The following is a 13390-nucleotide window of genomic DNA, read 5'->3' on the forward strand; positions in this document are numbered from 1 at the left end:
CCGGAGTAATGACGCCGTGGAGGTGGGAAGGAACAGGGTGATCTAGTGCGGCCCGGGGTTGTCCGGTGGAGCGGGGGAACGGAACATGGGGAGAGACCGCAAGGGAGCCTCGATGATCGAGATCTGGCCGGGAGACCCCTATCCGCTCGGGGCGACCTACGACGGTGCCGGCACCAACTTCTCGCTCTACACCGAGGTCGCCGACAAGGTGGAGCTGTGCCTGTTCGACGAGGACAACGTCGAGTCACGGGTGCCGCTCAGCGAGGTGGACGGGTTCATCTGGCACGGCTACCTGCCCGGCATCGGGCCCGGGCAGCGGTACGGCTACCGCGTCCACGGCCCGTACGACCCGGCGCGCGGTATGCGGTGCAACCCGAGCAAGCTGCTGCTCGACCCGTACGCCATGGCCATCGAGGGCGGCGTGAACTGGAACGAGGCGGTCTACGGCTACCGGTTCGGCTCGCCGGACATCAAGAACGATCGTGACTCGGCCCCTTACGTGCCGCGCTCCGTGGTGATCAACCCGTTCTTCGGCTGGGGGCACGACCGGCCGCCCGCGACCCCGTACCACGACACCGTGATCTACGAGGCGCATGTGCGTGGGCTCACGATCAGCCACCCCAAGATCCCCAAGCACCTGCGCGGCACGTACGCGGCGCTCGGCCACCCCGAGATCCTCGACCATCTCACCAAGCTCGGCGTGACGGCGCTGGAGCTGATGCCGGTCCACCAGTTCGTCACCGATCACATCCTGGAGCAGCGCGGGCTGTCGAACTACTGGGGCTACAACTCGATCGGCTTCTTCGCGCCGCACAACCGCTACTCCAGCCAGGGGCAGCGCGGGGGGCAGGTGCTGGAGTTCAAGGCGATGGTGCGCTCGCTGCACGAAGCGGGCATCGAGGTCATTCTCGACGTCGTCTACAACCACACCGCCGAGGGCAACCACCTGGGGCCCACGCTGGGGTTCCGGGGGATCGACAACCTCAACTACTACCGCCTGGTCGAGAACGACAGGCGGTACTACGTGGACACCACGGGCACCGGCAACAGCCTGCTCATGCGCTCGCCGCACGTCCTGCAGATGATCATGGACTCGCTCCGCTACTGGGTCATCGAGATGCACGTCGACGGGTTCAGGTTCGACCTGGCCTCGACGCTGGCGCGGGAGTTGCACGAGGTGGACCGGCTGAGCGCGTTCTTCGACCTGGTGCAGCAGGACCCGGTGTTGTCGCAGGTCAAGCTCATCGCCGAGCCGTGGGACGTGGGGCCCGGCGGATATCAGGTGGGCAACTTCCCGTCCCGCTGGACCGAGTGGAACGGGCGTTACCGCGACACGATCCGCGACCTGTGGCGCGGGCAGGCGGCCACGCTGCCGGAGTTCGGCTCCCGGTTCACCGGGTCCAGCGACCTGTACAAGGACGACAGCCGCCGCCCCGCCGCCTCGATCAACTTCGTGACCTGCCACGACGGCTTCACCCTGCAGGACCTCGTCTCGTACAACAACAAGCACAACGAGGCGAACAAGGAGGGCAACCGCGACGGCACCGACGACAACAGGTCCTGGAACTGCGGCGAGGAAGGCCCGGCGGGGATCGCCGTCGAGTCGCTGCGCGAGCAGCAGAAACGCAACTTCCTCACCACGCTGTTCCTCTCGCAGGGCGTGCCGATGCTCTCGCACGGCGACGAGCTGGGCCGCACCCAGCGCGGCAACAACAACGGCTACTGCCAGGACAACGAGCTGACCTGGGTCGACTGGTCGGACGTGCGCGAGAACTGGCTGCTCCTCGAGTTCACCCAGAGCCTGGCCGAGCTGCGCAAGAAACACCCGGTGTTCCGGCGCCGCCGCTTCTTCTACGGCAAGCCCGTACGCGGGCTGCGCGACATCGCCTGGCTCACCCCCGCGGGAGAGGAGATGAACGACGGCGACTGGCACGTCGGCTACGCCAAGTCCCTGGCCGTCTTCCTGAACGGCGACGCCATCACCGAGCCCGACCGGCGCGGCCGGCCGATCAGGGACGACTCGTTCCTGCTGCTGTTCAACGCCCACTACGACACGATCAAGTTCACGATCCCCAAGGACTATGGCGAGATGTGGCATACGGAGATCGACACGGCCATGCCGATCAGGCTGGACGCCCGGATGGTGAAGGCAGGCGACGCGATCGCGGTGCCGGGCCGCAGCGTGCGGGTGCTCCGCCGTGTCTAGGCCGCCGGGCATGTCCAGGCCCGTGTCCACCTACCGGGTGCAGCTCACCCCCGACTTCGGCTTCGCCCAGGTGGCCGAGATCGCCGGCTACCTGCGCGACCTCGGCGTGAGCCACGTCTACCTCTCACCCATCCTGCAGTCCACGCCCGAGTCGCGGCACGGCTACGACGTCACCGACCACTCCAGGATCAGGGACGAGTTCGGCGGCGCCACCGGCTTCAGGGAGATGGCACAGCAGCTGGCCGCCCAGGACCTGGGCATCGTGGTCGACATCGTGCCGAACCACATGAACACCGTGAACGCCCAGTTCTGGTCGGTGCTGAAGGACGGGCCCGCCTCGCCGTACGCCTCCTGGTTCGACATCGACTGGGTGGACGGCAAGGTCGCGCTGCCCGTGCTCGGCGACGACACTCCGCCGGTCGTGGACGGCGACGTGCTGCGCTACCACGAGCACGCCTTCCCCTACCCCGGCCACTACCGGCTCGTCGACTGGCGCGAGGGGCCCGGATACCGGCGCTTCTTCGACGTGTCGTCGCTGATCGGGCTGCGCGTCGAGGATCCCGCCGTGCTCTTCGCCACGCACGAGGTGATCTTCTGGCTGCTCGACGAGGGGCTCGTGGACGGGCTGCGCGTCGATCACCCCGACGGCCTCGCCGACCCGCGCCGTTACCTCGAACGCCTGCGCGCCCGCGCCGGCAGCGCCTGGACCGTCGTGGAGAAGATCCTCATCGGCCCCGAGCGGCTGCCCGCCGACTGGGCCTGCGACGGCACCACCGGCTACGACGTACTGAACCGCGTCAACGGTCTCTTCGTCGACCCCGCCGGCAAGGAGCCGCTCATCCGGCTGTTCGCCGAGCTGACCGGGCAGCCCGCCGACTACCGGCCGGTCATGGCGCAGGCCAAGCACGAAGTCCTCGACCTGTTCTTCGGCGCCGAGGTGAACCGCCTGGCCAGGGCCGCCTCCTGCGACCCCGCCGCCGTCCGCGAGCTGCTCGCCGCCATGCCGGTCTACCGCGCGTACGTGGTGCCGGGCGAGCCCCCGCCGGCCTCGGCCGTCGACACCGTCGAGCTGGCCGCCGCCTCCTGCTCACCCGCCGTCCGCCCGCTGGTGCAGGAGGTCCTGTACGGCTCCGCCGAGGCGATCGTGCGTTTCCAGCAGGCGTGCGGGCCCGTCATGGCCAAGGGCGTGGAGGACACGGCGCTCTACCGGTGGTTCCCGCTGGCCTGCCTGAACGAGGTCGGCGGCGAGCCGGACGTGTTCGGCGTGTCGGTGGCGGAGTTCCACGAGTTCTGCGCGGAGCTGCCCCCCTACACCATGACCACGCTGTCCACCCACGACACCAAGCGGTCGGAGGACGTGCGTGCCCGGCTGTCGGTGCTCTCGGAGCTGCCCGGCGAGTGGGCGGCGGCCGTGGCCGAGTGGTCGGCGCAGGTCAGCTTCGACCCGCACCTCGACTACCTGGCCTGGCAGAACCTCATGGCCGCCTGGCCCATCTCCGCCGAACGCTTCACCGACTACCTGCTCAAGGCCGCCCGCGAAGCCAAGACCGCCATCTCCTGGGTGAACCCGGACCCCGACTACGAACGCCGCCTGCGCGCCTTCGCCGAGGCCGCTGTCCGCCTCCCGATCGGCGGCTTCACCGAGCGCATCGACCCGTACGCCATGTCCAACTCCCTGGGAGCCAAGCTGGTGCAGCTCATGATGCCGGGGGTGCCGGACGTGTACCAGGGTAACGAGACGACCGACTTCTCCCTGGTCGATCCGGATAACCGGCGGCCGGTGACGTACCCACGCAAGCCCGACACCTCGTGGGACTCGGCCAAGCTCCTGGTCACCACCCAGGCTCTGCGGTTGCGGCGGCGGCTGGGGGGTGCGGCTGCGTACCTGCCGCTGCACGCGGAAGGGGCGCGGGCGGACCACGTGATCGCCTTCGCCCGCGCCGCCACTGGGCCTGACCTTGGTTTCGGGCCTTGGTCGGAGGGCGAGGCCGGTGTCGGCGCCTGGGGGGAGCCTGGTGTGGGGGAGGGGGGCGCGTGGGGACGCGGTGATGTGGACGCGGGCACGCGCGGCGACTTGGGCCCGGACGGGGGCTCGGGTTGGGGCGTGGGCTCGGCTTCGGACGTGGGCTCAGGTGTGGGCTCAGGTGGGGGCTCGGGTGTGGGCTCGGGCGCCGGTGCGGGCGGGAATTCGGAGGTGGACGGGGGGTCCGGGGCTCGGGCGCGGGCAGAGGACGATGGCACGGCGCAGGGTGACGCGCGATCGGACGGCGCGCAGGCGCTGGGCGACGCGGGACACCGAGTCCAGGCTTCTGACGAGCATGAAGTTCAGGCCGGAACCGAGCGCGACGTCCAGGCCGGAACCGAGCGCGACGTCCAGGCCGGAACCGAGCGCGACGTCCAGGCCGGAACCGAGCGCGACGTCCAGGCCGGAACCGAGCGCGACGTCCAGGCCGGAACCGAGCACAGAACCTGGGCCGCCACCGAGAACAGAGCCCAGGCTGCCGTCGAGCACCGCTTGCGGACCCCCGCAGAGGAGCGCATATCACCCATCACCGAGGAACGGGCCCGAGCCGTCGGCGAGGCCGGGGTGCGGCCGCGTGCGGTCGTGGTCGCGACCCGCCTCCCCGTGCGCCTGGCCGCCTCAGGCGGATGGGGCGGCACCACCTTGACGTTGCCCGCGGGCACCTGGCGCGACCTGCTCACCGGCGGCCTGTTCACCGGACGCATCCCGCTCGCGCACCTGCTCGGTCAGTATCCGGTCTCACTCCTGGAGAGACATGATCTTTGAGGTCTGGGCACCGAAGGCCACGGCGGTCGAAGTGGACGTCCTCGGCGGGCGCCGGGCGATGTCGCCAGGCGAGGGGGGCTGGTGGTCGGTGGAGGTGGAGGGCGCCGAGCACGGCACCCGGTACGCCTTCGTGGTGGACGGCGACGGACCGTACCCCGACCCCCGCACCCGGCGGCAGCCGGAGGGGATCTTCGAGCAGAGCGCGGTGTACGACCACGCCCGCTTCACCTGGTCCGACCACGACTGGAAGGGCCGCGACCTGCGCGGAGCCGTGATCTACGAGCTGCACATCGGGACGTTCACGCAGGAGGGGACGTTCGCCGCGGCCATCGAGAAGCTGCCGCACCTGGTGGAGCTCTGCGTCGACTTCGTGGAGGTCATGCCGGTCGCGCCGGTGCCCGGCGGGCGCAACTGGGGCTACGACGGCGTGGACCTCTATGCCGTGAACGAGACATACGGGGGGCCCGATGGGCTCAAGTCCTTCGTGGACGCGTGCCACCGGGCCGGGATCGGGGTCATCCTCGATGTCGTCTACAACCATCTCGGCCCCTCGGGGAACTTCCTGCGGCCGTTCGGCCCGTACTTCTCCGGCTTTGACGGCAGCTATTGGGGCGAAGCGGTCAATCTGGATGGGCCGGAGTCCGACGAGGTGCGGCGCTACTTCATCGGCAACGCCCTGCAGTGGCTGCGCGACTTCCACATCGACGGGCTGCGGTTGGACGCCGTGCACGCGCTGCACGACAAACGCGCCACGCACCTGCTGGCCGAGCTGTCGGCGGAGGTGGACGCGCTGGCCTGTTCGGTCGGCCGGCCGCTGTCGCTGATCGCCGAGTCCGATCTCAACGACCCGCGCATGGTCCGCTCGCTGGACGCCGGCGGCCTGGGCATGACCGCGCAGTGGGACGACGACGTACACCATGCCCTGCACTGCGCCGTGAGCGGTGAGAGCCACGGCTACTACCAGGACTTCGCCCAGCTCACGGCCCTGGCCAAGGTGCTCACCCACGGAGTCGTGCACGACGGCACCCACTCCAGCTTCCGCGCCCGCGCGCACGGCAGCTCGTTCGCGGGCGTGCCAGGCTATCGGCTGGTCGCCTGCCTGCAGAACCACGACCAGATCGGCAACCGGCCCATCGGCGACCGGCTCCCGATCCCGGCGCTCAAGCTCGGCGCGGGACTGCTCCTGACCTCGCCGTTCACGCCCATGTTGTTCATGGGGGAGGAATGGGGGGCCCGTACGCCGTTCCTGTTCTTCTCCGATCATGTGGAGCCCGAGCTGCGGGACAGCGAGGGCGTGCGCAGGGAGCGCGAGTTCGACGGGTTCGGGTACGTGTGGGAGGCGCCGAATCCGTCGGAGGAGGAGACGTTCCTGCGGTCGAAGCTGGACTGGGGTGAGGTGAAGGAGGAGGCTCACTGGTCGCTCCTGTGCTGGTATCGCGACCTGATCGCGCTGCGCAAGGCGCTGCCCGAGCTGTCGGACCCGCGGCTGGATCGGGTGCGGGTGGAGATGGATCCGCTGGAGAAGTGGCTGCTGGTGTGGCGGGGGGAGCTGGCGGTCGCGGTCAACTTCTCGCAGGAGTCGGTGACCTTGCCGGTGACGCCCGGGACGGTGCTGCTGGCCTCGGACGAGCCGGTGACGGTGGATGAGGAGGGGTTGCGGCTGCGTGCGCAGTCCATGGTGATCTGTCGGCCTGCTTCTTGATGAGGTAGCGGCTTCTGGGGTCGTGGCCGCACGAGGCGCGACGCGGCGGTAGGGGTTCAGGTATGCGGGGGTGACGTGGTGGTATGCGGGCGTGTGAGGGATGACGTGATGACGCGTCCGGGGAGGCCGGGAGGGCGGCGGCTGGTGTGGTGAGGTGTGTTGGGGGTGAAGGCTGACCGCGGTGGGAGGCACGTGGGTCACGCTGCGAAGAGCTGCGCCAGCTCAGGTGGGTGGGTCACGCGGTGAGAAGTCGCGGCGGCTCGGGCTCGGGTGGGTGGGTCACGCGGTGAGAAGTCGCGGCGGCTCCGGCTCGGGTGGGTGGGTCACGCTGCGAGGACTCGTGCCGGCTCGGTTCGGTTGATTTCGATCGAGGTCAGGGTGGCGTGGTGTGGGGCTTGGGTGGCGCAGAGCCAGTCGTTCAGGGAGCCCGTGAAGCCTGAGGGTGGGCCGACCTTGAGGCAGGTGATCTGGCCGGCCCCTGGCGCCGGGCCGACCTTCAGGCGGCGGATGCTGCCGGTGCGGCCCAGCTCTCCCGCGTCCGCGTCGTACGGGGTGAGGCGGACGCCGAAGGGGAGGCCGCCGTCTGGCTGGTCGGAGGGCTGGATGTGGAGGAAGTCGTCGATCCGGTGGGTGGTGGCCTCCGGGTGGGCGGTGAGGTAGGACAGGTGGTCGGTCAGCAGGCGGTTGGCGACCGTGCGCAGGAGGTTGGTGGCGCACAGGTTGTGGGCGCAGGCGGCGCCGTCGAGGGTGATCTCCGGGAGGGCGAAGCGGCGCAGGCCCCGGGACGTGACGCGCAGGCAGTCGCACGCTCCCAGGTCGGACGGATCCCAGGGCGGGCAGGTGGCGGCGTCGTGGACCTGGACGTCCCAGGAGAGCCAGTCGTCGTCCAGGCGGAAATGGGTGGGCTCGCCTGCGCATCGGCCGCACGTGAGGATGGTCGAGTCGGTCAGCGGGTCGATGAGGAGGCCGTCGCTCTCCCTGGCCAAGGCTCTGGCCGAGGCGCGGGCCACCTGCACGGTGGTGGGGAGCCGGTGCGGGGGTGCGGTGGCGGAGACGATCACGTGTTGTCTCGTACGGCGTAGGCGGCGTCTCTCGTCGTCCGTGAAGGTGGTGGTCGTGGGTTTCCATGGGGTCGCGTGACAGGCGACCGAGAGTGTGCCGTGGGCTGCTGAGGTGATGGCGGCTCGTTTGAACGGGCCGCCGACGCGCCACGGGATGAACGACTCTACGTCGAAGGGCACTTGCTCCATGGCGACGATGAAGTGGGTTGTCATGGTGCCGGGGAGAGGGATCGTGATCTTCATGGTGGGCCTCCGGGCGGGTGGAGTCGGGGCGGTGCTGGAGTCAGCTCCGGCCTCGGTGGGATTCGGAGGCACTCAGGATCTGGGATCAGGGGTGGTGGCCGTGGATCCGAACGGGGTTCTGTGGATAGCGGCGGGAGGGGTGGCGGGGGTTGTGGATAATTAAGTGGTGACGCCCGTAAGTGCTTCAGGGGTCAGTGGTAGCAGGCGCAGTCGAGGGCTTCTTCGGGTGTGCCGGCGGACATGCCGTTAGGCAGGATCTGGTTCTCGCAGGTGCCGCTGCCGGCGAGGTAGAGGCCGAACCCCCGGATGGAGGCCGGTCCGCCGTAACGAAGGCGTATGAAGGGCGCAGCCGGTCAGTTCGTCTTCGAGGTGGGCGAGCTGGCCGTGGTAGCGGACGGGCGGGCCTGCCGGCTGTGGCCAGTGATCGCGGGTGTGCCGGCGCAGTCGCTGGGCCAGGGAGGTCTTGGTCGACTGCGGGGTGGCGGGGCATGACGGCCCCATCCTGCCGTCCGGTGTGTCGATCACGCCCCCGGGCGGTGCAGAGGGGGCCACAGCGGCAGCGCCCCTCGTCAGATCACCGAAAGCCTTCCGCGTGCCCGTCCCTTGCGCCCGTCCCTTGCGCTCGTCAGAGCGTCGCGACCGCCTCCGAACGGCGGCGGTTGCAGAAGCCGGCCCATTCTCACACAGCAGGTCGGTGGCCTGAGCGGCTCCTCATCGCCACGCTGGGCGTCGCCCGGCGGCGGCGAGCGGTCGCGTCGGCTCAGGCTTCGTGGGTGGCGGCGTCCGTGAGGGCGCCTATCAGGGGGTTGGCGTTGGCGGTGAGCCAAGCGAAGGCCCATCGAATGGGTGGGGCGTCGCGAACGGGGATGTAGACCACGTCGGGCCGGGCGTAGAAACGGGCGGCCTCGGCGGCAGCGGCGGCGACGGCATGTCCGGTGGTGGTCGCCTTGAGCTCGTCCTCCCAGTTGGAGACAGTCGGGCCGCGGGCGATGAGGCGGCCTGACGGGGTGCGGAAGGGTTGGAAGGCTTCCTCCATGGACGCCGGGATCGGTGACTGGGGCGTCATGAAGGTCAGGTCGCCGTAGTCCTCCAGGCTGACCGAGTCGCGGCCGGCGTAGGCGTGGGTGGCGGCCATGGCCAGGACGACTGGTGAGGTGTGGGTGATCGGTCCGACGGTGATGTCGGGTTCGCGCACCGGCAGCCACAGGTGGGCCACGTCGATCGTGCCCTCCCGCAGGGGTGTGAGCGGGTCGACGACGTTGAGTTCGCAGTGCACGAGCCGGACGGTCGGGTGCCTGGCCTGGAACCGTTCGACGATGTCGTTGATCATCCAGCCCTGAGGTCCCATGGTGCCCAGGGTGAGGGTGCCGTTGAGGTCGCGGGCGGAGATCGACACGTCCTCGATCCCATCGACGATCTGCTGGTAGGCGGGCCGCAGGGCCTGATAGAGCCGCTGCCCGGCAGCGGTGAGCCCCACAGCGCGGCTGGTGCGGTCGAACAAGGGTACGCCGATCCGGCGTTCGGTCTTCTTCAGCGACTGGCTGACGCGGGCCGGGGTGACGTGGAGGCGTTCGGCGGTGCGGCTGAAGTGCAGCTCCTCGGCCAGCGTCAGAAAGATCTCGATATCGCGGAGCTCCACGGGCCTTTGTCCTGATCTTTAAGCGTTCGGTTAAGAAAAGGTTATCGGACTCGTCGTTGATCGGGCGAAGCTGCACGCCGAGCTGACGCGCTGGCTCGGCTCGATCAAGACCGCCGCGGAGTCCCGCGTGACCACCAGCTGATCAAGAGCCTTCAGCCACAAGTCCAGCAATCAAGATCATTCCGAGCGTCGATCGCTGTTGTTGGAGTGAACGCACTGGTCATGGATCGGCATCTGCACAATGTCGTGAATCTGGAGCAGCACCTGATCGACTTGTCCCTCGATCGGGTCGCCGCGGTGACCTGAGGTGCTTGGGGCCGCCGCCTTGCCCGCGCCTGTAACCGCTCGATCTGGTTGGGGGTGGGTGGTTCCACTCGTTCCTCACGTCAGCGGGCCAGCAGCGCCGGACAAAAGTGGACGGGCACAAGGGACGCTTTCGGTGATCTGACGAGGGGCGCTGCCGCTGTGGCCCCCTCTGCACCGCCCGGGGGCGTGATCGACACGCCGGACGGCAGGATGGGGCCGTCATGCCCCGCCACCCCGGAGTCGACCAAGACCTCCCTGGCCCAGCGACTGCGCCGGCACACCCGCGATCACTGGCCACAGCCGGCAGGCCCGCCCGTCCGCTACCACGGCCAGCTCGCCCACCTCGCAGACGAACTGACCGGCTGCGCCCTTCATACGCCTTCGTTACGGCGGACCGGCCTCCATCCGGGGGTTCGGCCTCTACCTCGCCGGCAGCGGCACCTACGAGAACCTGCCTAACGGCATGTCCGCCAGCACACCCCAAGAAGCCCCTTGACCGCGCTGGGTGGGGGTTAGCGGAGGGTGCGGGCGGCTTCGGTGGCTTCGGCGATGGCCGAGGGGATGTCCAGAACCGGGAAGATGACGTGGCGGATGAGCCGGGAGCGGTCGATCACCAGGATCAGGCGCTTGAGCTTCAGGTCCTGGCCGGCTCGGAAGGTCGGGAGGCGCAGGGCTGCTGTGAGGCGCAGGTCCATGTCGGAGAGGAGGGGGAACGGGATCTCTTCTGCGGTGGCGAAGGCGGCCTGCTGGTCCGGGCGCTGGGTGCTGACGCCGTGGAGGGTGATGCCGGCGGCGGTGAGCTCCGGGTGGTGGTCGCGGAACAGGCGGTTCTCCAGCGTGCAGCCGGCTGCGCCTGGCACCTGGTTCCAGTCCGGGGGGAGGGAGGTGGCCGGGCCGGTCGAGGGGTAGGTGAACAAGATCGTGGCGGTGCCCGTGTCGGGGACGACGTCGAGTGGGGTGGGAGGTCGGGCTGCGGTGTCGCGGGTTGTGGGTGTAGGGGTACCGCGAGCCGGTTCAAGGGGCGGGGTGGTGGCGGGGAGGGGGAGCGGGGCGGGGATCTTGGTGATGAGGAGAGCCCGTACGCGGGCGGTCTCCGTGCTCCCCGCGCGGGGCGCTCCCGTGGCGGACCCGTCGCCCAGCAGCCATCGATCGGCCCAGTCCTGCATGCTGACCAGCGTGGGTGCCAGGGCCCAACCTGTCTCCGTCAGTACGTACTCATGGCGGACCGGCCGCTCCTGGTAGGGCTCTCGGGTCAGCACCCCGTGTGTTACCAGGTGTTTCAGGCGTTCGGTGAGGATCTTGCGGGAGATTCCCAGCTCGCGCAGCATGTCGTCGAAGCGTCGGTGGCCGCGGGTCACCTCGCGCACGATCAGCAGGCTCCACCAGTCACCTATGACGGAGGCCGCCTGGGCGATCGAGCACTGGGCGTCCTGTTCGCGTAGCTCCCTGACCATGGGAGGACTCTAGTTCATCATCGGTCTCTTTTGGAGACTTGGTCAGCACTGCTCACCCGCCGCGAGGCGCTGCTTCCGGGTATGTGAACACCCCTGCCGCAGCGGTTGCGTCCGAACGTCGGCGGAAAGCGTAAGCCCTGGTCAGTGGCTGAGTGCCGGCTCCTGGAGAGCCGGAGCCCTGCTCAGGAGCTGTCGCAGCACCCGCTCCAGCGTAGCCATCGGGTCCTGGACCGGGCCCGGGGAGCGCCAGGCCACATAGCCGTCCGGCCGCACCAGTACGGCGCCGCCCCCGCGGACGCCGTACCGCTCCTCGAAGCACCCCTCCACGTCCAGCAGCTCGTCGTCCACCGGCAGCCGCGTCAGCCGCACCCCGAGCCGTTCCTTGACCAGCCGCCCCGCCTCCATCCACGCCTGACTGCCCTGTTTGGCGGCGATGAGGACGAAGCCGGATCCGAACAGGTCGATGGTGGAGAGGTGCTGCCCGCCCCAGTCGAGCACGACGTGCGGGGCTCGGCTGCCGGGTCGCCCGCCTGCCAGACGCGGGTCCTCCAGGATGGAGCCGTCGTCGCCGGGCTCGTCGAGGATGGCCGTGGAGTGGTAGCGGTGGCCGAGCAGGGTGTGCCAGAGGTTCGGGAGCGGCTCCGGGTAGCCGATGCGGGCGGCGGGGGGCATGCGGGTGCCGAGCTCGGCCAGCTGGGCGTCGGCCGTGAGTGTTCCGATCGGGCGGCGTTCGGCGTCGTAGGTGTCCAGGAAGTCTGGGCCGGCCTGTTCCGTGAGGACCAGCCACAGGCGCCAGGCCAGGTCAGCGCCGTCCTGGAGCGCGGTGCCGCCGCCCTGGCCTCCGGTGGGCGGCATGGTGTGGGCGGCGTCGCCGGCGAGGAACACCCGCCCCACCCGGTAGGTGTCGGCCAGGACGTGCGCGATGCCGAACGTGGTCCGGTCGAGGATCCGCACCTCCAGGTCGGGCCGGCCGGTCGCCAGCCGGACCAGCTCGACACAGCGCTCCGGGGTGAAGTCGCCAGGCTCGTGTGGTTGGGCGCTGGGATGCTGTGTGGTGGTGCCGGGCCGGTGCGGAAGAGCATCGGGCCGACGCGTGGTGGTGCCGGGCTGGTGCGGAAGGGCATCGGGCCGACGCGTGGAGGTGCCGTGCTCGTGCGTGGAGGCACCGCTCTGGTCCGTGGAGGTGTCGCGCTGGTGTGCGGGGATGTCGGGCTCCTCGCCCTCCGCATAATGAACGCCGAGCACATGCGCCCCCGCCCCAGCCCCGGTCACCACCACCCCGGTAAAGGCCTCATTACGCAAGTACCACAGCGTAACTTCCCTCTCCCGAACAAACTCCGACAAATCTGCATCGAACATGATCGAGCACATCCGGCCAAGCTCCCCCAGCCCGGAGGTGGACACGCCCAACGCCTCCCGCACCCGACTCCGGTGCCCATCGGCAGCCACCACATACTCGGCCCGCACCAGCCGCTCGCCGCCCTGGTCACGGATGAGCGCCGTCACCCCGTCCTCGTCCTGCTCCAGCGAGACCAGCTCGGTGCCGAACCGTAGATCCGCCCCCAGCTCCTCCGCCTTGACCCGCAGCAACCGCTCGACATCGGCCTGCGGCGCCCCCACCATCCCCACCGGGGTGAGCCCGGCGAGGAAGGCGCGCTCGGCCTGGGCGCCGTCCGTGATCAGGTGCGGCTCGGGGTCGGCGAGGTCCCGGGCGATCGCGATGCGCATGCCGTCGCCGATCCCCGCCCAGATGGCGGCGAGCTCCTCCTCGATCCCCGGTACGGGCCGCAGCAGCTCCAGCGCCCGCGGCCCGACCCCGAACGCCTTGGGCTGAACGGAGGTGCTCGCATGCCGCTCGACCAGCATGACGGGCACCTCGCGCCAGGCCAGCAGCGTGGCGGCGCTCAGCCCCGCGTAGCCGCCGCCGACCACCAGGACGGGCACTCGTTCCATGGACTCCACCTCCGAGCACGCGTAGTATCGCGTCACAG

Annotated in this window: 7 protein-coding genes; 3 read left to right on the forward strand and 4 right to left on the reverse strand. The window is 69.8% G+C overall.

All coding sequences use genetic code 11. The features are described from left to right. Positions 1-112 precede the first annotated feature (112 nt). From glgX to treZ, 3 genes are read left to right on the forward strand one after another with little or no spacing between them, the layout of a single operon-like run. Complete coding sequence (gene glgX / locus LCN96_RS08715; protein WP_225272074.1) at positions 113-2206, forward strand: glycogen debranching protein GlgX; 2094 nt, start codon at positions 113-115, stop codon at positions 2204-2206. A gap of 22 nt (positions 2207-2228) precedes the next feature. Beyond that, complete coding sequence (gene treY / locus LCN96_RS08720; RefSeq protein WP_225272075.1) at positions 2229-4994, forward strand: malto-oligosyltrehalose synthase; 2766 nt, start codon at positions 2229-2231, stop codon at positions 4992-4994. Further along, entirely contained in the window at positions 4984-6696 is a 1713-nt protein-coding gene (gene treZ / locus LCN96_RS08725; protein WP_225272076.1) for a malto-oligosyltrehalose trehalohydrolase, read from the forward strand. Before treY ends, treZ begins: the two co-directional genes overlap by 11 nt. Before the next feature lie 323 nt (positions 6697-7019). Here treZ and LCN96_RS08730 read toward each other — a convergent pair whose 3' ends face one another. The 4 genes from LCN96_RS08730 to LCN96_RS08745 form a co-directional block, all read right to left on the reverse strand. After that, a complete protein-coding gene (locus LCN96_RS08730) occupies positions 7020-8000 on the reverse strand; it encodes a hypothetical protein (RefSeq protein WP_225272077.1) in 981 nt (326 codons plus the stop codon). Positions 8001-8760: 760 nt separating this feature from the next. Beyond that, positions 8761-9639: a LysR family transcriptional regulator gene (locus tag LCN96_RS08735; protein ID WP_225272078.1), complete on the reverse strand. Its 879-nt coding sequence runs from the start codon at positions 9637-9639 to the stop codon at positions 8761-8763. 818 nt (positions 9640-10457) lie between these two features. Then, entirely contained in the window at positions 10458-11399 is a 942-nt protein-coding gene (locus LCN96_RS08740; protein WP_225272079.1) for a winged helix-turn-helix transcriptional regulator, read from the reverse strand. A gap of 141 nt (positions 11400-11540) precedes the next feature. Next, positions 11541-13352, reverse strand: a complete 1812-nt coding sequence (locus LCN96_RS08745; protein ID WP_225272080.1) for an FAD-dependent monooxygenase — start codon at positions 13350-13352, stop codon at positions 11541-11543. Positions 13353-13390 lie beyond the last annotated feature (38 nt).

Origin of the sequence: Nonomuraea gerenzanensis (assembly GCF_020215645.1) — a bacterium.
Taxonomy (GTDB): domain Bacteria; phylum Actinomycetota; class Actinomycetes; order Streptosporangiales; family Streptosporangiaceae; genus Nonomuraea; species Nonomuraea gerenzanensis.